Genomic DNA, 23,203 nt, shown 5'->3' on the forward strand with positions numbered 1-23,203 from the left:
AGACGTTAAGGAGGAACTATGCCAGGAGCTGCACGTTTAGGGGACAGCTGCGCGGGTCACGGCTGTTTTCCTGCCACACCGATTATTGAAGGCAGTGGTGATGTCATCATTAATGGCAAGCCGGCGGCCCGCAAAAGCGATGCGGTCTTACTTCACGCCTGCCCTTGCCCGAATATGCCTCACGGCGTACACAATCGTGCGATATCGGCAGGATCCGGTACGGTCATTATCAATGGCAAGCTGGCGGCGCGTATCGGCGATGCGATCGGCTGTGGCGGCTCGGTTGCCGCTGGGAGTGGGAACGTCATTATTGGTGACTCGCCCTATCAGTCCCCGGTGAAACCCTGCGCTGAGCAATCGGCAAAAAGCCGCGCACCTCTGCTGGCATTGACGCCGATGCTGTTGCCGACATTAATGGAGTGGGCTTCGGTCGCCGAGCTGCCTATTCTTGATGACTTGCTCTCCGTTGCCCAGCGTAAAGAGCGCTATTTGGCGCGTGCCAAGTTGGCAACCGAGGCAGCGACGCTGCCGGGATTAGCCGATGCGGCAAAGCGGCTGGCGTTTAATAACGACAGCATCTTACGCGCAGAGGCTGCCCAGTATGTTTACTCGGTCGATGAATTCCGACGAGGTGTGTTGGATAAATTACCGAAAGCACCCGTGGGGTTGGATGTTCTGGATACGAGTCTATTACCGGGTCTTAAAGGGGCAAAATTTATGGACCCTGATTCAGGGTTTGGTTCTGCTTTATTCAAGTCTGCGATTAACGGCGAAACGATGCTGACCTATCGGGGAACGAACAATGCGGTAACGGGAGTTAAAGACTGGTTGACCAACGCGGGTCAAGGAATGGGGCTGGAGACAGAACAATACAAGCAAGCGATGTATTTAGCGAAGCAAGTGAAGGAAGCGATCTCTCCCCCCCCTGTTATTGTTGGACATTCATTAGGCGGTGGTTTGGCATCCGCGGGGGTTGGAGTCACTGGATTACCCGGCTATACCTTTAATGCTGCTGGCTTGCACGCCAATACGGTGTCTCGTGCTGGCGGCGCCGATCTGGCGAAAACTGCATCGTTAATAAAGACACAAGCGGTGGACGGCGAGGTCTTAACCATGGCGCAAACTTACGGTAAGGCGTTGATTCCTGGCTTGCTATCCGGGGCTGGCGCATTGATTGGCGGAGCCGCTGGCGCGGTGCTTGGTGGCGTCATCGGTATTGCTAAACTGTTAGAGGGCGGGCTGCCGAAAGCAAGCGGTGATATGATGGCGCTTCCCGCTGTAGGCGGTTCACCGATTGCGCGCCACGGTATGGATCAGGTAATTGCGGGTATTGAAAGCCAGAAAAAGGAAGATATCGGGAAGATAACCAATACATTCAGGGGAATATAATGCAATGGTTGGCACGTATAAAATGGTTGGGTGTCGTTATTCTGGGGTTATTAACCGCTTGTCAGGCAGGAGGACACAGTATGCGGGCGAGTGAGCTTTTTGAGCCATCTGTTGTGTCAGTATTAGAGAGCATTCAAAAAGGTGACGAAACGACAGCCCGTCATCAGCTGTCACAGGGCGTTAACCTGAATATTCAGGGGAAAGAAGGCATCACGCCGCTGCTGTGGCTGATTTATGAAGCGAAGGATAAGAAGGCCGTCACGCTGGCGCTTAAACTGGGTGTCGATCCAAACTATAAAGATGGATCGGGTGATAGTGCGGTGAACCGAGTCTCTGGTTTTAAAGATCCTGACTGGCTGCGTATTATTCTGGATGCAGGTGGCGATCCGAATGCAATTGGGCGCCTTGGGCAGCCAGCAATATTTAGTGCTATTAATGAAGAACGCTGGGCTGATATAAAATTACTTGTGGAACGTGGGGCTGACGTCAATTTAACGGATGAGCAAAAAACCAATAGCGCTCATTATGCTGCTTATCTGAACCAGTATGAAATATCATATTGGTTGATTGAGCAGGGCGCTAATGTTAATACCTATTCGGCTACAGGGGCTAGCCTAGCCTGGAGTGTTGAAGACAGCTTATCCATTATGTCTCCTAAATCTCCTCATTACCCTTGGGCGCTGAAGGTAAAACAGCTGTTGCTGGATCGTGGCGTTAAATTCCCACCGCTGCCACCTGCTGAAGTTCGAGAACGTTGGGAAAAAGGGCTGCCGTTATAATTTCTATTCGTTTTTTTATCACGTATTTTTCATCATATAAATAAACTGTATTTTCTGACCCGATAATCTGCATGATTATCGGGTCGTTGCTGCGATTATCAATACACGCTCATCGTATTAAAATTATCTCATTTATTGACAGGCAAATAACGATGATGGCAAACGGTTATACTCTGTTTGAAATCAGCCAGTTTGATGCGCCTTTGTACGCAATTATCTCGCCGCTGAGTTATCCCCAATTACCTGAATATTGGCAGGCTTTTCAACCTGCGGCGGCGGATATATGGCAACAGCTGCATTTTGGCAAGGATGCTGAAGGCTGGCAGATGTGGGCACCTATTGTGGTGAAAATAGAAGAAGGCAAACCAGGAGAAACGCTGCTGCATTGGTTGACTGAGACTCAGCCGGAGCGCCATGGTAGTGTGATCCTCACGCATGGCGATCTGACATTGCAGCAGGTGGCGAATTTTTGGCAGCAGCGTATTTTCTGTCTCTGGCCTGATGGCACACGGGCGGTATTTCGTAGCTATGCGCCAGACGTTTTATCGGCTTGGTGGCCCACTTTGGATCTGGCTGCTCAAACTGATTTTCTCGGTCCACTCGATGATATGTATTTACCCATAATAAATAGCGAACGTGGGGAATATCAGCTATTCGCACAGCGAGATATTAAGTATAAAAATAAGCACGATGTTGATAACGCGTACCACATTACGTTAACGAACTATCAATATTACCTTCTCGCTAACGACAATCGCTTACACCGGTTAGCGAATGAACTCTTTCTTTTTGTCAGTGCGCACTGTGTTTTTCCTCTGGATATTGAAATAGTTAAAGCGCGCTTTATTAGCGGTATTGCTTTAGCAAAGAACTATTATCCCAAAGCCAGCGAAGCGGAATGTGAAGCCTGGGCTGCCCATCGCTGGGTTCTCGGTAGTGAATTCTATTTGCACCCGATCTTTATTCATCTGACTGAACGTTATTCGATAGCGGACAGTCTTCGGATTTTTAAATCTGAGCCAGAACGAATTGAAAGTGTGCAGCTTAATTACCATCGCCCCGGCTGGATGCGGGGAGAATTACCTGACATAACGGAGGTCACGCTGTGAGTGTATCGCAACCTTTCCTTGAATTGATGCCGGAAGATGATGCGGTCTGGCAAACGCGTATCGCTCAGGGCGGCTGTTTTGTTATCGCAGAAGCCTCGATGAACGAGGCTGTTCCCTGGCTGGCCGAACGCTGGGGAGGCAGTCTGGAACAGACCCGTTTGTACTGGGGAGAAACGGGGCGCGTTCATGCCTCGGTATCGCCCTACTGCATCCCGCTTAACGCTGCTAACTGGCCTCAGGTGAAAGAACACATTGTCACTCAACCGGGTTGGGGAATGGGGTTACAGCTGGCGTGGTTTATGCAGGCATATTCACCGCTCGATCAACTGCTTGAGGTCACGAAGCATCTGCGGCAGTGGAGCCTGGTGGCTTCACCTTCTGGGGAAAACGCCATCCTGCGCGTGGGGGACTGGCAGGTGGTGAAGCAGCTGTTATCCGCCAGTTCCGCACAAGAGGCCTGTGCGCTTTATGGTCCGATAGCCAGTTTCTGCGACATTTCTCCTGATGGCGCGATACGTGCCTTAAACCTCACCGCCCGCGAGCCGCACTCCATTCCAGACATCCTGCCGCGCCAACTGAGTACCGAACAATGGCACGCCATCATGGCGCCTTCCGAACATCAGCATCTGGCGCGCTATATGGAACATCTGCGCACTTATCATGCTGACTGGCAAAGCGCGTCTGACGATGAACTGCAGGCGTTTACCTATCAGCAGACGGAACAGGCTAAGAGCAACGGCTTTAACAACGACCGCGATATCGTGCGCTGGCTAGCATTAGCGGCAGAACTCTCGCCGGAATTCATTCATCAGCCTTGGGCAAAAAATATTTTGGTACAGCCGGAATACATCGGCACGCAAAGCCGTATGGATCGCCTGTATCAGGCAGCTATTGACCACCTGGACGAAGCATAAAATAAAAAGGACGTCATTTCATGAGTCAGGATAAACAGGATTCATTACACCAAAGTAGTGCCGCTGCGGAAAAAAAGTTTTCAACGGACAAAATCATTCAAGGAGGATGTAAAGAATGTGAGTGTGAAACCTTTGTTCAATATGTCTACTCGTCAGGAGATCCTGTACCAAATGCTCCTTTTGTTTTAACCGATAGCAAAGGGAACAAAACGGATGGGCAAACGGATGAAAATGGATACTTTAAAATCCAAAATATGGCGTGCAGTACTTATCAACTTGATATTCATGAAGGCTCTGATGATTTTGATTCCCCTGATACCGTAGAAAATAATCCAGTACTTCAAGCTAATCCCGCTCATGCAGCATTAGCAGGAGAATATTTTACCCTTTATTTACTACTGCATGAAAAAGGGATTGTAGAGTACGACGCTGAGGACAGTGAGCGTTATGATGAAGTTAATGTTGATGATAGTACATGGAGTGGACGATTTTTTTCTAATGTTGAAGATAAATATCAGCTAGCTTATGACCGTTTCCAAATATTAAAAAAACAAATTAATGCAGGAGATCGTGAATTTAAGCGGGCAATTAATAAAATTCATCATAGCTTGTCGGCAGAGGTTGCTGATCAGACAACAGAAACAGCAGTTTTGCTACTTTGTCAAATTATTCTCGGTTTTATTCCTGTTGTTGGTCAGGCACCCGATGTCTATTTTATTGGTGAGTGGTGTTGGGCTGCCTATAAAAAACCAGATAACTTAGAGGATAACTACTTCCTTGCTGAAGGTGCACTGAATATCGTAGGTGTCATTCCAGGTCCTGGACATGCGCTAAAAATTGCAGGTAAATCTGTTGTTCGTGCAATGAAAGCATTAGAAAAAAGTGCGTTGGATAATCAGGCCGTTCAACTGGCCGTTCGTGAAATTAGAAATCTATCTAATGGTAATATAGTTCGATGGTTAATGGACTTTGCTGAAAAAATTAATAAGGAAGCCAAAGAGGCTTTAAGTCTGCTCAATAAAATAATTACGGCTATTGAACTGATGGTGAATAATGCCACAAATTCAGCAAAAAGTTGGATTATTGCATTTGCAAAAGATAGTTTTTCAGCAATTTGTGGTGTTATTAAAAAGCTCATTAATAAATTTAAAGAAATTATTGATGAGATTATCCAAAAAGTTAATACGTTTATTGGGAAAATTATTACCAGAAAGTCTGGAACAGCGGTAGGAAAAGATAAGGCGGCAAAGCCTGAAATTAAGGTAGCAGATAAAACGCCATCAGATGTTGATGGCACTCCCGGTCATGCGTCATCTACGGCTGGTACGGCAGATGGAAAGACCTGCTCTACATCAAATAAATGCCAAGGTGAAGGTGAACCGGTCGATATGGCCACAGGGTATATGGTGGAGTGGCGTACTGATTTCCAATTAGCAGGTATTTTACCGCTGGCGATTAAACGTTATTACCGTTCTGGTGGTGAGCGAAAGCCTGGTTTATTAGGATCATTATGGCGTAGTAACTGGGATATTAGCCTGACACTTGAAGACGGTGTGGTGACATTAATTGATGGTGAGTTCAATCAGGCGATATTTGTTTTGCCTGTCGAGGGTGAATCTACGCGTTCACCATCTAACCCGCAGTGGCGATTGATCCGCCAACAGGGACGGTTAATTCTGCAAGATGCCGGTGGTTTGCACTATCGCTTTGAGCACGCCAGAGGGAAGGAATTATGCCTAACATCCATAGAGGATCGGCAGAATAACCAGATCTCGCTGATTTGGGAGTTTGGCGTATTACGTTGGGTAGCTTTGCCTGACAACCGCTTGATTCATGTGGAAACTCGTCGCCAACGTATTACTTGTTTAACGTTATGTGATACCCATCGCAAGCCTTTGAAAAAATTGGCTAACTATACCTATGACAACAGCGGACATTTATTGAGTGTGCGGGCGGATGAGGGACGCAACTTTGACTATCGCTACTCACCGGAAGGGTGGCTGCTGCGCTGGTCGGATTTAGGTTCGACCTGGGTTGAACACGACTACGATAAAAAAGGTCGTGTAATACGTGATCGAACCTCGGAAGGCTATTGGCCGGGGCACTTTGAATATGACGATGACACCCTGACCAGCCATTACTATAGCGGGTTTGGCGGGGTGATCAGCTATGTGCGCGACGATCGCAACAATATCCTGCTCAAACGCACGCCCGACGGCGGTGAGACCCGGTTCGAATGGATGGATAACCAACTGGTGGCCGAGATCGATCCGCTGGGTGGCCGAACGGTGTATCAGCGTAATGACTGGGGACTGGTCACCGAGGTTATCTTACCCGACGGTGCTACACACCAATATGCGTATGACGATAGTGGATATTTGCTGGCCTACATCGACCCGCTGGGCAGCGAATGGCGCTATCAGCGTAATACGGCAGGGCAGGTTGTCGAGGTTAACGACCCGGAAGGGCGCGAGTGGCTGTACCGTTATGGTGAAACAGGGCAACTGTCGACGGTGATAGGGCCGGACGGCGTGTTGCAGCGTTATCACTATAATCGTCGTGGCCTGCTGAGCAGCCTTGAGCGGGATAATGCACCACCGGTCATGTTCCGGTATGACGACCTTGACCGCCTGACGGAGCGGCATATCGGGCATGAGGCGGGCGTGCAGGTGCGGCGCTGGGAGTATGACGGCGTGCGCGAGTCACCGTCGAAAGTGGTGTACGAAGACGGCAGCGAGACGCGGTTTGGTTACGATGTGGAAGGTAACCTGACGGCGGTGACGGATGCGCTGGGTCAGCGCTATCAGTTCCGCTACGGGGCGTTCGATAACCTGCTGGAAGCGACCGACCCGCTGGGAGCGACGGTGCGCTACCACTATAATGCGGAAGCCGAGTTCGCCGGGGTGACGAACAGTCAGGGACGAGACTGGACGTACGGTTTTGACAGCAGTGGACGACTAAGCGAGGAACGGCATTACGACGGTCGGGTATACCGGTATCAGTACGATGTAGCCGACCGTCTGGTGCAGCGCACCGCGCCGGATGGCAGTGCGCTGCATTATGAGCACGATGCGGCAGGGCGGATAACGTGTATCACGGCGCGTAAAGCGGACGGGGAAACGGACGGCATCACCGAGCTGGCATATGATGTTGCCGGTAGGCTGACCAAAGCCGCCAGCCCGGATGCGGTGGTGGAATACGCCTATAACCGTGCGGGGCAGGTGACGTCGGAAACGGTGAACGGCGAAGCGGTACAGAGCGGTTATGACGCCGGCGGTCAGCGTGCCATTGTCGACGGTATTCTGGCGCCGCTGCAACTGGCGTGGCAGTCGGGACGGCTGTCGTCGCTGGGTATCGGCTCTCACCAGCCGTTGCAGTTCAGCCACACGGCAGCAGGGGAAGAGCAGCGACGCACTAACGGCAGCGGTTTTTCACTGCGTCACGAGTGGAGCCCGACGGGGCTGCTGCAGCGTCAGGCGCTGGAAGGGGCAGATGGCCGGGTGAATGACGTGCTGGAGCGTCGCTACCAGTACGATGTGTTGGACAGTCTGACGGGCATCAGCGACAGCCACTGGGGTGAGCAGGCATTCCGGCTGAACGGGGCCGGTCAGGTGACGGCGGAGCGCCGTGATGAGGGGCGGCGGCGTCAGGCACGGCTGTTTGGCTACGACAGCGAACAGAACCTGTGCGAGGTGTCGCAGATAGCGCCGGGTCTGGGTGAGACGCTGAAGGTGCAGGATGCGGTGGTACAGTCATCGGCGCGGTACGATGCGGCGGGACGGGTCATCGAGCGGGGCCATACGCAGTACCGGTATGATGACTGCGGGCGTCTGGCGGTGAAGCGCGAAACACGGCCGGGGTTCAGGCCGAAGGAAACATATTTCGACTGGGACGTGCAGGACCGGCTGGTGCGGGTGAGCCTGCCGGACGGGGCACGCTGGCGGTATCGCTACGATGCGTTTGGGCGCAGAATCAACAAGGTGCGCGAGGGCCAGGTGCCGTCGGCGCAGGCGGTAGCGCGGGTGGCGTACCGGTGGGACGGAGACCAGCTGATTGGTCAGCAGCAGTACCGGGCAGACGGTTCAGCGGCACGGGAAGTGCAGTGGGTGTACGAGCCGGGGAGCTTCCGGCCGCTGGCACAGGTCGAGGCGCAGGGCGACAGCACGCAGCTGCACTACATCGTGACGGACCTGACAGGAACCGCAAGAGAGCTGTGCAGCGAGGAAGGGGACGTTCGCTGGCGCGGGGAACAGGGGCTGTGGGGCGCACACCGGGAAGAGCGGCGACCTATCCCGCTGCGGCGCTATCTGGGGGATGCGGCGAACGAAGAAGTGTACTGCGAGCTGCGCTATCAGGGGCAGCTGTATGACGCAGAAACGGGGCTTTACTACAACCGGCATCGTTACTATGATGCGGAGAGCGGACAGTACCTGTCGCCGGACCCGATAGGGTTACTGGGTGGTCTGAGGCCGCAGGGGTATGTGCATAACCCGATGGAGTGGGTCGATCCGCTGGGGTTAACGAAAGCAGGTTGTGATGGTGAAAATAGCCCAGAGAATTCAAAAAAACCTGATCCGTCAGCAGGTGGGCATTTCTCAGGAACGGAGAAACCAAGAGTTACAGGCGCTACGCCAAATTCCATGTATACGCATATTGACCCAAAAACAGGAAAAGCTGTTCAAAATGCAATATATGATGGCAATGGTGATGTAATTGGGCATGTGGATTTTAAAAATCATGGGATAGAATCTGGCCATTATCACTTATTCCCTGAACCTGGTAATCCAGCATCTGGGCATGGTCCTGGTAAACCACATTATCCTCATTCAGGTATACCTTCAGGGTGGGATGCTCTTCCGCCGGGAATTGAACCTCATACGCCTATAGGAAAGTGAGATATTTTATGATCATAGATATGCTAGATGAAATAACGAATGGGTATGATGGGATTATTAAAAAGATTAACTTTATTTCCTTTGACAGTGTGATTGTTGAAGTCTCTGTTATAAGGAGAGCTGATAGGGAATGGGTTAATGTAGAATTTGAATTGAAAGGGTTGGTTGAGTTTGCTGTTAAGCAAGAAACCAAATGCAGCAATACAGTAATGAGTAACGGTATATCTTATCAATGTATAGATGGTATTCATTATATTGATTTTTCCCCATATTCTGATGATATGGAGGATATTAGTGATTATCGTATGTCAGATGTGTATTTTGCTGCAAAAAAAATCGGATATAGCATTAGTCCTTATTCTGATATATAAGATGGTAATGTTTTAATTATCAGTTCATTGATTGTCTAATCAGTTTGTAAATAATGGCCGGAAGAGATTTTACGATCCTTTCGGCTATTTTGTTTTTAAATTTTGGTCAGCCGTTACAGATTAATCTTCGTCTCAATAATAATACCCCCCTCTCCACCGTGACGGTGACCGGCATCCCGGTGATAAAGCCCGACCTTTCCAGTCAGCGGCCTTTTAGGTTTTTCACTGCGTCACGAGTGGAGCCCGGCGGGGCTGTTGCAGCGTCAGGAGCTGGAAGGGGCGGACGGCCGGGTGAATGACGTGCTGGAGCGTCGCTACCAGTACGATGTGCTGGACCGTCTGACGGGCATCAGCGACAGCCACTGGGGTGAGCAGGCATTCCGACTGAACGGGGCAGGTCAGGTGACGGCGGAGCGCCGTGATGAGGGGCGGCGGCGTCAGGCGCGGCTGTTTGGCTACGACAGCGAACAGAACCTGTGCGAGGTGTCACAGATAGCGCCGGGTCTGGGTGAGACGCTGAAGGTGCAGGATGCGGTGGTACAGTCATCGGCGCGGTATGATGCTGCCGGACGGGGTACGCTGGCGGTATCGCTACGATGCGTTTGGGCGCAGAATCAACAAGGTGCGCGAGGGCCAGGTGCCGTCGGCGCAGGGCGACAGCACGCAACCGCACTACATTGTGACGGACCTGACAGGAACCGCAAGAGAGCTGTGCAGCGAGGAAGGGGAAGTCCGCTGGCGCGGGGAACAGGGACTGTGGGGCGCACACCGGGAAGAGCGGCGACCTATCCCGCTGCGACGCTATCTGGGGGATGCGGCGAATGAAGAGGTGTACTGCGAGCTGCGCTATCAGGGGCAGTTGTATGACGCAGAAACGGGGCTTTACTACAACCGGCATCGTTACTATGATGCGGAGAGCGGACAGTATCTGTCGCCGGACCCGATAGGGTTGGCGGGAGGGATGAGGCCGCAGGGCTATGTTTCCAATCCCTTAGAGTTCTGTGATCCGCTGGGGTTGGCTGCATCTACTTGTCCTAGTGCTTCTGGGAAATTACCTAGACTCAGAGGGAAAAGTGTTGCGCACATAGAAAAAATATTAAAGAAAAACGGATTTGTGAGAACTAACCCAAATAATGCTGTGAATCAAAAGTGGAAGCATGCTGATGGTTCTGAAGTTCAGATACACGCTTATGGAGATCAGCAACTAAAACCATGGAAAACAGCGAATAATGGACATGTACATAAATACTCACCTATTGGTGGCAAGCTTGATGATCGAGGTTTTCCTAGTACTAGCATGGGTAAAGAGACCCACATAGGTATTAAAAACCCGGCGAATTTACCAACGGTTAGAGGCAGACCGCACGGTTCAGGCATTCAATAATTAAAGGCTTGGCTTATCATGAGTTTAGAGTTATTTTCAGATTTAAAACATCAAATATCTAAAGAAATATTAGATGAAATATTATTGGAGTTGCAAGATAAGTATCAAAGAGTTTATGCGTCAGAATCTGGAAACTATGGCTTTGTTAAATATGGTGAGGAATATAATGCTAAAGAACCACCACTTTTTGATATTTTTATTTTAAAGAATAAAGTCATTTTATCGGTATATGGTGATTTAAATGATCAAAGAACTATAACAGAACAAATTAGTAATGCTTTTTTGGGGAAGAATATCTCTGTTGATTTTTTAGAGGAGTAGAGTATATAAATTAGAAAAAGCCGGAAGCGATCTCACGATCCTTCCGGCTATTTTATTTTTAGTAGTTGGTGTTATTACGCCAGCATAGTCCCCAGCTCTGCCCAAATGGTTATCCTTCCGGGCAGTACCTCAATCATTAACGGTTGGCCGAGTAACCAGCTCAGTGTGAGCCAGTCCCCTGCCAGCGTCAGTTCGCCGTTGTTACTTACCCAATCCGCACTCTCCGTCTCGCTGCCGTTTAGTTCGGCCAGCAGCGCCGCAATATCCGTATCCTCATCCAGTCGGGTCAGTATTAAGCCATTGCATAGAGGTTAATACGAAGCAGCGTCTCGGCGGCAAATCCCGCCTGTTGCAGTGCGTGGCCTGTCAGCGTGAGTTCCGGCTGGTCACCGCGCTGGAATGCGTAATGAATACTCATCGTGCGCCCTCCATGTTCAGCCCGCCGGGAAAATGGTTCAGCCAGCTTGTGACGGCATACTCATCAAATGGCGCAATGCTCAGGGCGTGCAGGTTGCCCCACAGTTCATGGATATCCTGCGTGGTGATAACAATGCAGCCGGGCATAATGCGCAGCTTAAGCGGTTATCCGGTGGTAAATCCGGCGTCTTTTAGCCACTGCCCGGCAATGTTAATCGCAGGGTATTCGACCCACTTGATAATGAATGGCGCTATCAGCGTAATACGGCAGGGCAGGCTGTCGAGGTTAACGACCCGGAAGGGCGCGAGTGGCTGTACCGTTATGGTGAAACAGGGCAACTGTCGACGGTGATAGGGCCGGACGGCGTGTTGCAGCGTTATCACTATAATCGTCGTGGCCTGCTGAGCAGCCTTGAGCGGGATAATGCACCACCGGTCATGTTCCGGTATGACGACCTTGACCGCCTGACGGAGCGGCATATCGGGCATGAGGCGGGCGTGCAGGTGCGGCGCTGGGAGTATGACGGCGTGCGCGAGTCACCGTCGAAAGTGGTGTACGAAGACGGCAGCGAGACGCGGTTTGGTTACGATGTGGAAGGTAACCTGACGGCGGTGACGGATGCGCTGGGTCAGCGCTATCAGTTCCGCTACGGGGCGTTCGATAACCTGCTGGAAGCGACCGACCCGCTGGGAGCGACGGTGCGCTACCACTATAATGCGGAAGCCGAGTTCGCCGGGGTGACGAACAGTCAGGGACGAGACTGGACGTACGGTTTTGACAGCAGTGGACGACTAAGCGAGGAACGGCATTACGACGGTCGGGTATACCGGTATCAGTACGATGTAGCCGACCGTCTGGTGCAGCGCACCGCGCCGGATGGCAGTGCGCTGCATTACAAGCATGATGCGGCAGGACGAATAACGCATATCACGGCGCGGAAAGCGGACGGGGAAACGGACGGCATCACCGAGCTGGCGTATGACGTGGCTGGTCGGTTGACCAAAGCCGCCAGCCCGGATGCGGTGGTGGAATACGCCTATAACCGTGCGGGGCAGGTGACGTCGGAAACGGTGAACGGCGAAGCGGTACAGAGCGGTTATGACGCGGGTGGTCAGCGTGCCATTGTCGACGGTATTCTGGCGCCGCTGCAACTTGCCTGGCAGTCGGGACGGCTGTCATCGCTGGGTATCGGCTCCCACCAGCCGTTGCAGTTCAGCCACACGGCAGCAGGGGAAGAGCAGCGACGCACTAACGGCAGCGGTTTTTCACTGCGTCACGAGTGGAGCCCGACGGGGCTGCTGCAGCGTCAGGCGCTGGAAGGGGCGGACGGCCGGGTGAATGACGTGCTGGAGCGACGTTATCAGTACGATGTGCTGGACCGTCTGACGGGCATCAGCGACAGCCACTGGGGCGAGCAGGCATTTCGGCTGAACGGGGCCGGTCAGGTGACGGCGGAGCGCCGTGATGAGGGACGGCGGCGTCAGGCGCGGCTGTTTGGTTACGACAGCGAACAGAACCTGTGCGAGGTGTCGCAGATAGCGCCGGGTCTGGGTGAGTCGCTGAAGGTGCAGGATGCGGTGGTGCAGGCGTCGGCGCGGTACGATGCGGCGGGACGGGTCATCGAGCGGGGTCATACGCAGTACCGGTATGATGACTGCGGGCGTCTGGCGGTGAAGCGTGAAACACGGCCGGGGTTCAGGCCGAAGGAAACGTATTTCGACTGGGACGTGCAGGACCGGCTGGTGCGGGTAAGCCTGCCGGACGGGGCACGCTGGCGGTATCGCTACGATGCGTTTGGGCGCAGAATCAACAAGGTGCGCGAGGGCCAGGTGTCGTCGGCGCAGGCGGTAGCGCGGGTGGCGTACCGGTGGGATGGTGACCAGCTGATTGGTCAGCAGCAGTACCGGGCAGACGGTTCAGCGGCGCGGGAAGTGCAGTGGGTGTACGAGCCGGGAAGCTTCCGGCCACTGGCACAGGTGGAGGCGCAGGGCGACAGCACGCAACTGCACTACATCGTGACGGACCTGACAGGAACCGCAAGAGAGCTGTGCAGCGAGGAAGGGGACGTTCGCTGGCGCGGGGAACAGGGACTGTGGGCCGCACATCGGGAAGAGCGACGACCTATCCCGCTGCGGCGCTATCTGGGGGATGCGGCGAACGAAGAGGTGTACTGCGAGCTGCGCTATCAGGGGCAGTTGTATGACGCAGAAACGGGGCTTTACTACAACCGGCATCGTTACTATGATGCGGAGAGCGGGCAGTATCTGTCGCCGGACCCGATAGGGTTACTTGGCGGCCGCAGACCACAAGGTTATGTGCATAACCCGTTGGAATGGGTGGATCCTCTAGGTTTAGCCGCTTGCCCCGATTTATATGATTGGTATAAATACAATCGTTCTAAAGGCATGAATGCATCTGAGGCTCATGCGGCAATTAAGAACGCATCACCTCAGGAAATATTTGATTATTCATTACATAGACAAGGTTTGTCAGGGCAAGATTATCCGATCAATTTTAAAGAGAAATTCTCAGCGGGGAATTATAAATACGAAGTAAGAGCGCATGATATAAACCCTAATGCTCCTTTAGGAAGTAATTCGGCTAATGGACCTATTTTTAGGGTAGGGAGAAATCAAATGGGTGTAAATCCATCAACGAATCAAGGATATGGATGGGAATATGGATCATCTGATGGTGCGTGGCACCATACTTCTATTTTGAAAACAAATCAGAATTTCCCTAACCCAAATTATGATCCTATTGCGGCAAATAGCACACATATTCCTTTACCTAATGGAGTAATTCCATGAGAGAACAAGATTTAGTATCCGCTATAAAAGAGCATGATTGGAAACAAAGTTGGTTGGATTTCTCTGTTTTTTTATATGATCGAGAACGTCTAATTATTGTTGGGAGTGATGATTTATCATATTATCATACGTTGGAAATAATCATTGAGTCACCATCATTTTTTCAGGGGATATTGGACTGGCCATGTGATGTGAATGATGATTTTATTAAAATATCTAAAAGCCATTTAGGAGATGAATTCATTATTGAGTTCTATTCTGATGATGACTTTACGTTTAAGGTAATAGGGAAATATATATCCATTAACTTTGATACTGTTTTCTATTATAAGAGAGAAGACTTAAAAATAGGTGAACGCTTAGCATATTTTATTAAATAATAAAAAATCCGGGAGCGATCGCAAAGATCCTTCCGGCTTTTATTTTTAGCTGTTAGCCAGTCGCTACAGATTAATCTGCGTCTCAATAATAATCCTGCCCCGCTCCACCGTCACGGTCATTGGCATCCCGGTGATAAAGCCACACTCTTCCAGCCAGCGGCCTTTGAGGTTGATCGCTGAGGGCGGGTTGGATTTACCATTTTACTCGTCTCATTTTGATATTCGCCCTGCGGGAGTTACTGTAGCGTCAGGCACTGGAAAGGCCGAGTGCTGGGGGAAATAACGCGCTGGATCATCTAATTTAGTCGTGTAAAATACCAGCAGTAGTTTCATTATTTTAAGTGATGTGAAGGGGGAATAATATGAAACTCATCGTCCTTGATGGTGAAAAACAGAAAACACCACATGATATTTATGATCATCTTTCACAAGAGTTAGCGTTTGGTCCTTATTTTGGAAGAAACGCAGATGCACTATATGATTTCATAACCCCGATTGATGATGAATGTCGACCATTGATCGTGGAATGGAGGAATAGTTCTGTTTTTAAAAATAGTTATCCAGAAGAGTTTTCAAGGTTGTTATCAACCTTCAGAAATATAGCAATATTTTCTGGATTTAACGAGGACGTTTTTAAGTTTAATGTTTCTTGATGATGGTTGCATGATGAATACAATGCCAGAAAACACGATTGTTGTAAGCGATATTGCAGGGAGCACTCTGAAACTTAGTGTGCAAGGAGAGGACTTAACAAATAAAATGAAATCTCTTGGTTTTTTACATTCTTGTGGTTTTATGACCAAAGTTGTAGAAAGTGAAAGCGATAAACTCTATCTCATCAGAGAATTGGTTAAATTAGATGCGTTATTTTTGTTTGGCTATGGTTGGTATCCGTCAGAGGTTATGGGATTTTATAAAGAGAAAGGGCTATACACAGGGAAGTATAAAATCATTTCATGGTCAGAGCCAGCTCATTACCAAATTGAAGAGAAGTAATTAACAACAATTCATAATCAATCCCCCTCACGCTAATCACTCCACTCATAATACCATTACGCCAACGTTCCCTTCGCTTTACCCAGTCGGCAATACTTCAATCATCAGCGATAGACTCGTTTTCCCGTTCTGTGCGGTTCGCCGCCCGTCAGAGTCCATTCTCTATTATCCACTTATCCTATCCGCCCTGCCGATAGCAGTATCTGCATCGTGGCTTATTCTCTGGTTCTGATACTTAATTATTTTCTCATGATTATTTTATGAACGATTTGAATTATTAGCGTCGTAAATAAAAATACTGAATATGTTATTCAGTATTTTTTTTGTGCTCGCGTAAGGGTTTTATTTTATTGTTTGTGTGTCACTGCTATGCAGTTAATTCCCTTCTTTAAGTTAATGAGGTTATTTTGGATATAATAAATAATGAATTAGTTTCATCGCTAATATTAAGTGAGTTAATTCAATATCGACGCAGATTTACCCATTCGACGAAACCGATTAGTGAAGAAGAGTCTCAGGTGACTCAGGTTCAATTACCCAGAATCCGTGCCTTTATTGAAGAAGGCCGTCGCATTGAACTTATTCTCCCGGCATTTCCGGTGAAATCTCCCAGCCCTTATAAGGTGTTAGGGAGAAAACCAGATATGGCGGAGCGCTTGTCCCTGACCTTCCTGAATTCGTTATGTCAGCGTATTCAGCTGTATTATCCGCCCGGTGCACATATCCGTATTTGCTCAGATGGACATGTATTTGGCGATCTGATTGGGACTAGCGACGAAACGATTAATCTCTATCAGGATGAGATTGAAAGTTTACTTCATGAACTAGGAGCTGTTCATCTCAGCGTCTTTAACCTTAAGGACGTAGAGAATATGGCGCCGCTTACTGCTGATTATGATTATCTTCGCCAGCGACTGGTTGAGGATTACGCCGAGTCAGAAGAGGACATTAAAGCGCAGCTCATGCAGAGCGAAGAAGGCTTGCAGCTTTATCGTTCAATAACCCGCTTTCTCTATGAAGATAGCCTGCGCCCTGACTATACCGGTTCTAACGCGGCGTTACAGAAGGATGCTAAAAAGCGCGCGTGTGGCGTTATTCAACGCAGTTGGGCGTGGGGCAACCTGCTTGCTGAGCAATTTCCTGACGCGATCCGTTTGTCCATTCACCCTCAGCCTTCGGACAGCCTGAAGCTGGGTATTCATATGATGCCTACCAAGGACGATTGGTTGACGCCCTGGCATGGGGTTGCCGCCAATGTTAATGGGCAGTTTGTGTTGATGAAGAATGCTGATGCGCAGCAGTTGGACGGTGAGATTGTGGAAATCCGTGGTACACCCAGCCATTACTTAGTTAAACAGCCTGATATGGCATAAGCGTACTTTTCTCGTCTTGTCGTCCACACGGACATCAAGATTGTCATCTGATAAAGGAATATACATGATGGAAAATAGCATGAACTGTCACCTTGAACCGCTTTCCCCTTTTGGTGTATTGCTGACGCCTGTTGAAGAAGGACAGGGCATCGCCACACTGCCAATTGACACTCTGCGTGCGCTCGCCCGAGAGCATCATCTTCTGGTACTGCGTGGGTTTTCTTCCGGGTTTTCCGATCCTGAAACGTTGACCGAATACGCTGGTCACTGGGGGGAAATCATGATGTGGCCTTTTGGGGCGGTGCTCGACGTGAAAGAGCATGCGGATACCAAGGATCATATCTTTGATAATAGCTATGTACCGCTGCACTGGGATGGCATGTACAAACCAACCATACCCGAGTTTCAACTGTTCCACTGCGTTTCTGCGCCGGGGCAGGATCAAGGCGGACGTACCACCTTTGTTGACACCACGCGCTTATTGGCAGAGGCCGACACACAATTAGCCGATAAGTGGCGCACTGTTTCAATCACTTACCGTATTAAAGCCGTTGTGCATTACGGTGGTGAAGTCACTTCTCCATTGGTCATCCCTCACCCCAACGGCACCGGTGAGATCATGCGTTATAACGAGCCGCCGACCGAAGGAGAGCGTTTCCTTAACCAGCATGCGCTGGAATACCATAATGTCACGCCGGAAACGCAAAACGCATTTAGTCAGACGTTGCGGCAGCACCTGTACGATCCCCGTTATTACTATGCGCATAAATGGTTGCAGGGCGATGTTGTCATAGCCGACAACTTCTCGCTGCTGCATGGTCGCGAAGCCTTTACGGCCCAGTCTGCGCGTCACCTGCAACGGGTTCACATTCAGGGTACTCCGATTTGTGTGAATACCTGTATTGATAACGCAGCATAAGGGCGAGCATCATGGCACATATTCTTATGGCGGCGATGGCAACGCCGGGGCATGTTTATCCTTTGCTGACTATCGCCCGCTATTTGGTTGAGCAAGGGAATGACGTCACGCTGTTTAGCGGGGCGTTGTTCCGCGAGCAGGCGGAGGCGGCTGGCGTCGGGTTTATCCCTTTTAGTGATGACATTGATTTTGACTACCGACACCTTGAACAGCATTTCCCCCAGCGTGCCATGCTGCCGCCGGGTAATGCACAGATGGCTTTGGCGCTGAAAGATTTTTTTGCAGCACCGATTCCCTTGTTGGATCGCCAGTTGCGTGACGCGTTGGCAAAAACCGATGCCGATCTGCTCATGGTTGAAAACTGTTTTTATGGTGTCCTGCCGTTGTTGCTTTCTGGGCAGCGTCCGCCCGTCATCGTCATCGGGGTTACGCCGCTGTCCTATTCGACGCGAGATTCAGTTTTCTATGGACCTCGTATTCCTCCGAAATTGCTGCCACCCGATCTGAGCCATGAACAGCTTGTTGATGAGGAAACGCGGGCATTGATGAGTGAAGTTCAGCGCGCGTTTGATCATGCGATGGTGCAGTCGGGAGGGAAGCCCCTCGAACAGCCTTTTATGGATGCGCTGATTGGCCGCTGCGATCGTTTCTTGCAGCTATCCACTACCGAGCTAGAGTATCAGCGTGATGATTTGCCACAAAGTGTGCGATTTATCGGGCCTCTATCTCGCCAGATTGCAGCAGAACGTGTTCCTGAATGGTGGACGGCGGATGACAGTCGGCCGCTTATTATCGTTTCACAAGGAACACTGGCGAATGTCGATCTCCAGCAACTGATTGGGCCGACACTGCGTGCGCTGGCTGATTTACCTGTCAGGGTGCTGGCGACCACAGGAGGGCGTGCGGTTGATTCACTGCAACCCTCTTTGCCTGAAAATGCCAGAGTGGTGCGTTTCCTCTCTTATGATGATTGGTTGCCCAGGGCGTCGATCTTCATCACCAACGGTGGATACGGTTCGATAAATGCTGCATTGAAGGATGGTGTGCCTTTAATTGTGGCCGGGGTAGGAGAAGATAAGCAGGAAAGTGCTGCACGTGTGGTATTCGCCAAATGTGGAATTAACTTGCAAACCAGTACGCCAAGTGAACAGCAGATTAAGCAGTCTGTTATTGAGATACTGGAGGATCCGGGCTATTTGCAGCGCGCAAGATGGATTAAGGCAGATTATGCCAGCCACGATGCGTTGGCTCTGATTCAGGCCGAAGTTCATGCACTCTCTTTTTCAAAGGAATACCTGTCAAAGGAGGACGGTATAGCATCAGCCAGGGATGCTTCTCTGCTCCGCGTTTAGGTATTATTCCATATGTAATAACGTCTAAATCAGCCACACGTTATGGGGTGGAACGGTGCCCCATAACGCTATTGCAGATCATGTTTTTAAAATAGAATACGCGCACGGATGTTTTCTCGCAGGGGCGCAGTATATGAAATTATTTTTAGCTGTGATTTTTTCAGCATTGATGATTCCTCAGACCGGCTTTTCAGCAACAAAAACGGATGCGCTGACGTTGCTGAAACATTTGGATGTGACCACTTTCCGCAGTTCTTTTGGGCCGAAACATTTCCCTAAGGGAACGCTGCTGAAGGATACCGGTGACTATGAGTTTAGCCAGGAAAAAGACCGGGCAGACGCAACGGAAAAAGATGGCAGTTGGATATATTCGCTAACGATTATCTCGGAAAATGAAAAAGAGATAATTGCCTGTTTCGTAGATGATGCGCAGATTGGGAGCTATTTTTCGACAAGTCCTTTCCTGATAAAGAAAACGAAAAATGCTCAGGCCTATTCGGTGATTGAGCTTGATCACGACGTAGAAGGATGCACACTCAATCCCAAAGATCAATAATCTTGATTGCCATCGGTAAATGAATAACGTTCGTGATCTGAGCGTTGTTAAAAATAAGGAGCCGCCATAAGCCGCTCCTTATTTGTTTTTATTATCGCTGTTTTACAGCGCTTTATCGGTCAACAACGCGACCTTGCTGGCTTTTGATACCCGCTCAAGGTACGCCTGAACGTTAGGACCAAACTGCACGCCTTTTACGATCGTGAGTGATAGCAAGATAGGGAACAGGATAAAATCGGTGGTGGAAATGGCACTGACGTTTGCCAGTCGCGGCTCCAGTTCGTTGAGTTTTTGTTCCACTTCCGCAATCAGCTCGGGGGTTTTCGCGAGTAGCACATCCAGATCGCCGAAGGCCTTTTCTTCACGCAGGATGTAGGCATGACGCGCTTCTGGCGTGGAAAGCTCTTTGAAATCCGCTTTCGTGAAGCGGGGAACAGCAAGGTTAAACACCGCACTGGAAACGGACTTACACCAGGTTTCTATCTCTGCATCAACCGCTTTGTCGGCGATTAACGGCGCTTGCTTGCTATCGACATAGTGGACGATATCCATACTTTCCGGCATGAAGCTGCCATCTTCTTTCTGCAGGATCGGCACCACTTTGCGACCCACCATGCGCGTTGGCGTGTCGACATCGCCTTCCATAATGACCGATTGCTCAACAGGCAGATCTTTCAGACCAAAAATCATTCTGGCTCTGACACAGAATGGGCAGTGTTCGTAAATGAAAAGTTTCATACATCGCCTCGTAAGATTTTGAAAAAGGCGGCAAAAGTTTGCCAGCCTTGGCATGACAAGTCATGCCATCAGAGTAATACCGGATGCGGTCGGCGGTAAAGTGAATGTGGCCCGCTGTTGTGGATGGTGGGGAAATAAAGGGGGGGTGTGAATCCGCCTTATTCTCGCCGGGTTCCTGTATGATGCAGTGAAATTCCTTTTTCGGAAGAGAAACCATGGATCGCCTCAGCGCGCTGGAAACATTTATCTGCGTTTTTGAAACGGGGTCGTTTTCCGCTGCGTCCCGCAGGCTTGGTATCGGGCAGCCTGCGGTTTCCAAGGCGATTATGCAGCTTGAAAATCATCTGGCAACGCCGCTGCTGCTTCGTTCTACCCGAGGGCTGACGCCGACAGAAGCAGGGCAGCATTTTTATGAGCAAATTTCCCCTGCGTTAAAAATGCTGGGTGAGGCTCAGGAGCAGGTGGTGAGCGGGAGCGCGGCGTTGTCTGGTCGGCTGCGTATCTGTGCGCCGGTAACCTTTGCCAGACTACACATCATGCCTCGTCTCCATGAGTTCATGGCAGAACATCCCCAGCTAAACGTTGATGTCATTCTGGATGATCGCCCAATTGATCTGATTGCTGAAGGGATTGATGTTGCATTGCGTTTGGGTGAAATGAAGGATTCCAGCCTGATCGCCCAACGGCTGGCGTCGTGTTCCATGCGCCTGTTGGCGACACCCGACTATTTTGCGCGTCATGGCGTGCCTGCTTCTCCTGATGTACTGGCTGCACATCCTGCCGTCATCTATTTGCAGGGGGATAGAACCAATCGCTGGATCTTTTCTCGGGATGGCGCACAGACCACGGTATTCCCCAAGGGACGTATCCGTGTTTCTGCGGCGGAAGGCGTGCGTGCGGCCGTGCTGTCCGGCGCAGGGCTGGCTGTAGCGTCTGAATGGATGTTTGCGCCAGAGCTGGAGCACGGGCAAGTTGTCACCGCGCTGGATTCATGGACGTTGGGGAAGATGGACCTGTGGGCCGTCTACCCCGGAGGCCGCATGACATCCGTCCGCGCCAGAATTTTTACCGATTTCGTTCAGCGTTTTTTCTCCTGATTTATTCCTGTTAGGAATAGCTGATATCCATTTTACCTCTCTACTGGGAATGAGTTCGGCACCTTATGCTGTGCTCATCACTTGCCGACTTCCGGCGGGAAACACACAGACAGGTATGATGATGAGTACATTATCCAGCGAAGCCGATGTCAGAACGCAGCAGGTTCCCGGTAAATTATTGATTTTCTCAATGGCTGCAGCCAGCGGTATTTCTGTTGCCAATATCTATTACAACCAACCGATGCTGGGCGTGATCGGTGAAAGTTTTACGTCGAGCGGGGCTGTCTCGTTGATTCCAACGGTGACGCAGTTGGGCTACGCGCTGGGACTGCTATTGCTGGTTCCGCTCGGTGATAAGTTCGCTCGTCGTCGGTTGATTGTGTGGCAATTTTTGATGCTGGCGCTGGCTTCTGCGTTTGCAGCTTTGTCGACATCGGCTGTTGCTTTATTAAGTGCTTCGTTGCTCATCGGTTTTGGTGCGACCGCCGCCCAGCAGATTGTTCCGGCCGCGGCAGCGCTTGCCAATGCGAAGCAGCGCGGTGCGATTGTCGGGACGGTGATGAGCGGGTTGTTAAGTGGGATTCTGCTGAGTCGTACGATTGCGGGCCTTGTGGCGGAAAGTGCGGGCTGGCGTGCGATGTTCTGGCTGAGTGTGCCGTTGGCGCTGGCAGGTGCGTGGGCAATGGGAAGAATGTTACCGGCGTCACCCTCGCATCACACCGTTCGTTACCGTGAGCTGATGCATTCACTGGTGACGCTGTGGCGCGGTGAACGCGCATTACGCAAAGCCACGTTGATTCAGGCGCTGTTGTTTGCATCGTTCAGCGCGTTCTGGAGCGTGCTTGCGCTGTATCTGGAAAGCGGACGTTTTCACATGGGCGCTGCTGCCGCGGGTTTGTTTGGCGTGGTTGGTGTGGCGGGGATCTTTGCTGCTCCGCTGGCGGGAAGAATTGCCGACAGAACCGGTAGTCGTCCGGTTGTGATTGCCGGAGCACTGCTGACGCTGCTCTCGTGGGGAATATTCATCGGTTTCGATTCCGTTATTGGCCTGATTGTCGGCGTTGTCCTGCTCGATCTCGGCGTGCAAAGTGTGTTAGTTGCCAATCAACATGTAATTTACGGGCTCGGCGAGGCGGCCAGAGGCCGAATCAATACCGTATTCATGGGGGGTATGTTTTTAGGCGGGGCGGCGGGATCTTCGGTTGCGATGGCCGCCTGGCATCACGGGGGATGGCTGGTGGTCGGAGGGATTGCCAGCGCGTTGGCCATCATGGCATTGCTGGCTGCGCTGATGAAAACCAAAAAAGCGTGATGGCGACTGGGAAGTCGGCTGAAATGGCCAGATAAGACGGCAGGGAGGCATCGCCAATGTTGTTTTACAACCGGCAGATTAACCTTACCT

The 23,203-nt window shown here is 50.8% G+C and carries 21 protein-coding genes and 3 pseudogenes; 19 read left to right on the forward strand and 5 right to left on the reverse strand.

What is annotated here, in order from left to right; all coding sequences use genetic code 11:
- The first annotated feature begins 18 nt into the window (after window positions 1–18).
- The 8 genes and pseudogenes from AB8809_RS05310 (at window position 19) to AB8809_RS05345 (ending at window position 11,162) form a co-directional block, all read left to right on the forward strand.
- Window positions 19–1,389: a PAAR domain-containing protein gene (locus AB8809_RS05310; RefSeq protein ID WP_349854414.1), complete on the forward strand. Its 1,371-nt coding sequence runs from the start codon at window positions 19–21 to the stop codon at window positions 1,387–1,389.
- A gap of 80 nt (window positions 1,390–1,469) precedes the next feature.
- The gene (locus AB8809_RS05315; RefSeq protein WP_349854421.1) at window positions 1,470–2,168 is read left to right on the forward strand and encodes an ankyrin repeat domain-containing protein; all 699 of its coding nucleotides are present in this window, start codon (window positions 1,470–1,472) and stop codon (window positions 2,166–2,168) included.
- Between the two features lie 152 nt (window positions 2,169–2,320).
- Window positions 2,321–3,277, forward strand: coding sequence for a DUF4123 domain-containing protein (locus tag AB8809_RS05320; RefSeq protein WP_349854422.1), 957 nt, complete (start codon window positions 2,321–2,323; stop codon window positions 3,275–3,277).
- Entirely contained in the window at window positions 3,274–4,191 is a 918-nt protein-coding gene (locus AB8809_RS05325; RefSeq protein WP_349854415.1) for a DUF4123 domain-containing protein, read from the forward strand. The genes AB8809_RS05320 and AB8809_RS05325 overlap by 4 nt, the downstream gene beginning before the upstream one ends.
- 20 nt (window positions 4,192–4,211) lie before the next feature.
- A complete protein-coding gene (locus tag AB8809_RS05330) occupies window positions 4,212–9,086 on the forward strand; it encodes an RHS repeat-associated core domain-containing protein (protein ID WP_369987186.1) in 4,875 nt (1,624 codons plus the stop codon).
- 8 nt (window positions 9,087–9,094) lie between these two features.
- Window positions 9,095–9,457 carry a hypothetical protein gene (locus tag AB8809_RS05335; RefSeq protein ID WP_349856430.1) on the forward strand — a complete coding sequence of 121 codons (363 nt, stop codon included), beginning with the start codon at window positions 9,095–9,097 and terminating at the stop codon, window positions 9,455–9,457.
- Window positions 9,458–9,673: 216 nt separating this feature from the next.
- A pseudogene (locus AB8809_RS05340) lies at window positions 9,674–10,841 on the forward strand (RHS repeat domain-containing protein); the annotation flags it as partial.
- Window positions 10,842–10,859: 18 nt separating this feature from the next.
- Window positions 10,860–11,162 carry a hypothetical protein gene (locus AB8809_RS05345; RefSeq protein WP_349856431.1) on the forward strand — a complete coding sequence of 101 codons (303 nt, stop codon included), beginning with the start codon at window positions 10,860–10,862 and terminating at the stop codon, window positions 11,160–11,162.
- Between the two features lie 74 nt (window positions 11,163–11,236).
- On the opposite strand, the gene AB8809_RS05350 is transcribed toward AB8809_RS05345, so the two are convergent.
- Genes AB8809_RS05350 through AB8809_RS05360 form a run of 3 tightly spaced genes read right to left on the reverse strand, consistent with a single transcriptional unit; the run spans window position 11,237 to window position 11,726 of the window.
- A complete protein-coding gene (locus tag AB8809_RS05350; protein WP_349856434.1) occupies window positions 11,237–11,455 on the reverse strand; it encodes a SymE family type I addiction module toxin in 219 nt (72 codons plus the stop codon).
- Window positions 11,455–11,580, reverse strand: coding sequence for a hypothetical protein (locus AB8809_RS05355; protein WP_349856432.1), 126 nt, complete (start codon window positions 11,578–11,580; stop codon window positions 11,455–11,457). Before AB8809_RS05355 ends, AB8809_RS05350 begins: the two co-directional genes overlap by 1 nt.
- Window positions 11,577–11,726, reverse strand: coding sequence for a hypothetical protein (locus tag AB8809_RS05360; protein WP_349856433.1), 150 nt, complete (start codon window positions 11,724–11,726; stop codon window positions 11,577–11,579). The genes AB8809_RS05355 and AB8809_RS05360 overlap by 4 nt, the downstream gene beginning before the upstream one ends.
- 81 nt (window positions 11,727–11,807) lie before the next feature.
- On the opposite strand from AB8809_RS05360, the pseudogene AB8809_RS05365 reads away from it, so the two are divergent.
- The 3 genes and pseudogenes from AB8809_RS05365 to AB8809_RS05375 form a co-directional block, all read left to right on the forward strand.
- A pseudogene (locus tag AB8809_RS05365) lies at window positions 11,808–13,938 on the forward strand (RHS repeat-associated core domain-containing protein); the annotation flags it as partial.
- A gap of 224 nt (window positions 13,939–14,162) precedes the next feature.
- Window positions 14,163–14,390, forward strand: a pseudogene (locus AB8809_RS05370) (type IV secretion protein Rhs); the annotation flags it as partial.
- The gene (locus tag AB8809_RS05375; RefSeq protein WP_349856815.1) at window positions 14,387–14,770 is read left to right on the forward strand and encodes a hypothetical protein; all 384 of its coding nucleotides are present in this window, start codon (window positions 14,387–14,389) and stop codon (window positions 14,768–14,770) included. The pseudogene AB8809_RS05370 and the gene AB8809_RS05375, both read left to right, overlap by 4 nt.
- A 63-nt stretch (window positions 14,771–14,833) precedes the next feature.
- Here AB8809_RS05375 and AB8809_RS05380 read toward each other — a convergent pair whose 3' ends face one another.
- A complete protein-coding gene (locus AB8809_RS05380; RefSeq protein ID WP_369987574.1) occupies window positions 14,834–14,944 on the reverse strand; it encodes a SymE family type I addiction module toxin in 111 nt (36 codons plus the stop codon).
- A 188-nt stretch (window positions 14,945–15,132) separates the two neighbouring features.
- Here AB8809_RS05380 and AB8809_RS05385 point away from each other — a divergent pair, with 188 nt between their 5' ends.
- The 6 genes from AB8809_RS05385 to AB8809_RS05410 all read left to right on the forward strand — a co-directional run bounded on the left by AB8809_RS05385 (window position 15,133) and on the right by AB8809_RS05410 (window position 19,966).
- On the forward strand, window positions 15,133–15,423 hold the full coding sequence (locus AB8809_RS05385; RefSeq protein ID WP_349856814.1) for a barstar family protein: 291 nt from the start codon (window positions 15,133–15,135) through the stop codon (window positions 15,421–15,423).
- A 10-nt stretch (window positions 15,424–15,433) separates the two neighbouring features.
- A complete protein-coding gene (locus AB8809_RS05390; protein WP_318248716.1) occupies window positions 15,434–15,766 on the forward strand; it encodes a hypothetical protein in 333 nt (110 codons plus the stop codon).
- 407 nt (window positions 15,767–16,173) lie between these two features.
- Window positions 16,174–17,139 (forward strand): L-tyrosine isonitrile synthase, encoded by a 966-nt coding sequence (pvcA, locus tag AB8809_RS05395; RefSeq protein ID WP_015841384.1) that lies wholly within the window; start codon window positions 16,174–16,176, stop codon window positions 17,137–17,139.
- Between the two features lie 67 nt (window positions 17,140–17,206).
- The gene (locus AB8809_RS05400) at window positions 17,207–18,058 is read left to right on the forward strand and encodes a TauD/TfdA family dioxygenase (RefSeq protein WP_043881973.1); all 852 of its coding nucleotides are present in this window, start codon (window positions 17,207–17,209) and stop codon (window positions 18,056–18,058) included.
- 11 nt (window positions 18,059–18,069) lie between these two features.
- On the forward strand, window positions 18,070–19,410 hold the full coding sequence (locus AB8809_RS05405) for a nucleotide disphospho-sugar-binding domain-containing protein (protein ID WP_349856813.1): 1,341 nt from the start codon (window positions 18,070–18,072) through the stop codon (window positions 19,408–19,410).
- 133 nt (window positions 19,411–19,543) lie between these two features.
- Window positions 19,544–19,966: a bacteriocin immunity protein gene (locus tag AB8809_RS05410; protein WP_349856812.1), complete on the forward strand. Its 423-nt coding sequence runs from the start codon at window positions 19,544–19,546 to the stop codon at window positions 19,964–19,966.
- Between the two features lie 102 nt (window positions 19,967–20,068).
- Here the strand turns inward: AB8809_RS05410 and grxB are convergent, their stop codons facing one another.
- Complete coding sequence (gene grxB, locus AB8809_RS05415) at window positions 20,069–20,704, reverse strand: glutaredoxin 2 (RefSeq protein ID WP_180779576.1); 636 nt, start codon at window positions 20,702–20,704, stop codon at window positions 20,069–20,071.
- 215 nt (window positions 20,705–20,919) lie between these two features.
- Here grxB and AB8809_RS05420 point away from each other — a divergent pair, with 215 nt between their 5' ends.
- Window positions 20,920–21,801, forward strand: a complete 882-nt coding sequence (locus AB8809_RS05420) for a LysR family transcriptional regulator (RefSeq protein ID WP_349856811.1) — start codon at window positions 20,920–20,922, stop codon at window positions 21,799–21,801.
- Between the two features lie 121 nt (window positions 21,802–21,922).
- Window positions 21,923–23,113, forward strand: a complete 1,191-nt coding sequence (locus AB8809_RS05425; RefSeq protein WP_349856810.1) for an MFS transporter — start codon at window positions 21,923–21,925, stop codon at window positions 23,111–23,113.
- The last annotated feature ends 90 nt before the right edge of the window (window positions 23,114–23,203 follow it).

The sequence above is a fragment of the Pectobacterium aroidearum genome (assembly GCF_041228105.1).
Taxonomy (GTDB): Bacteria; Pseudomonadota; Gammaproteobacteria; order Enterobacterales; family Enterobacteriaceae; genus Pectobacterium; species Pectobacterium aroidearum.

Excerpts from the sequence above, each read along its gene's own strand:
- AB8809_RS05310 (WP_349854414.1), top strand. The coding sequence starts at position 19 with ATGCCAGGAGCTGCACGTTTAGGGGACAGCTGCGCGGGTCACGGCTGT.
- AB8809_RS05315 (WP_349854421.1), top strand. The coding sequence starts at position 1,470 with ATGCGGGCGAGTGAGCTTTTTGAGCCATCTGTTGTGTCAGTATTAGAG.
- AB8809_RS05320 (WP_349854422.1), top strand. The coding sequence starts at position 2,321 with ATGATGGCAAACGGTTATACTCTGTTTGAAATCAGCCAGTTTGATGCG.
- AB8809_RS05330 (WP_369987186.1), top strand. The coding sequence starts at position 4,212 with ATGAGTCAGGATAAACAGGATTCATTACACCAAAGTAGTGCCGCTGCG.
- AB8809_RS05335 (WP_349856430.1), top strand. The coding sequence starts at position 9,095 with ATGATCATAGATATGCTAGATGAAATAACGAATGGGTATGATGGGATT.
- AB8809_RS05345 (WP_349856431.1), top strand. The coding sequence starts at position 10,860 with ATGAGTTTAGAGTTATTTTCAGATTTAAAACATCAAATATCTAAAGAA.
- AB8809_RS05355 (WP_349856432.1), bottom strand. The coding sequence starts at position 11,580 with ATGAGTATTCATTACGCATTCCAGCGCGGTGACCAGCCGGAACTCACG.
- AB8809_RS05360 (WP_349856433.1), bottom strand. The coding sequence starts at position 11,726 with ATGCCCGGCTGCATTGTTATCACCACGCAGGATATCCATGAACTGTGG.
- AB8809_RS05375 (WP_349856815.1), top strand. The coding sequence starts at position 14,387 with ATGAGAGAACAAGATTTAGTATCCGCTATAAAAGAGCATGATTGGAAA.
- AB8809_RS05385 (WP_349856814.1), top strand. The coding sequence starts at position 15,133 with ATGAAACTCATCGTCCTTGATGGTGAAAAACAGAAAACACCACATGAT.
- AB8809_RS05390 (WP_318248716.1), top strand. The coding sequence starts at position 15,434 with ATGATGAATACAATGCCAGAAAACACGATTGTTGTAAGCGATATTGCA.
- AB8809_RS05400 (WP_043881973.1), top strand. The coding sequence starts at position 17,207 with ATGGAAAATAGCATGAACTGTCACCTTGAACCGCTTTCCCCTTTTGGT.
- AB8809_RS05405 (WP_349856813.1), top strand. The coding sequence starts at position 18,070 with ATGGCACATATTCTTATGGCGGCGATGGCAACGCCGGGGCATGTTTAT.
- AB8809_RS05410 (WP_349856812.1), top strand. The coding sequence starts at position 19,544 with ATGAAATTATTTTTAGCTGTGATTTTTTCAGCATTGATGATTCCTCAG.
- grxB (WP_180779576.1), bottom strand. The coding sequence starts at position 20,704 with ATGAAACTTTTCATTTACGAACACTGCCCATTCTGTGTCAGAGCCAGA.
- AB8809_RS05420 (WP_349856811.1), top strand. The coding sequence starts at position 20,920 with ATGGATCGCCTCAGCGCGCTGGAAACATTTATCTGCGTTTTTGAAACG.
- AB8809_RS05425 (WP_349856810.1), top strand. The coding sequence starts at position 21,923 with ATGAGTACATTATCCAGCGAAGCCGATGTCAGAACGCAGCAGGTTCCC.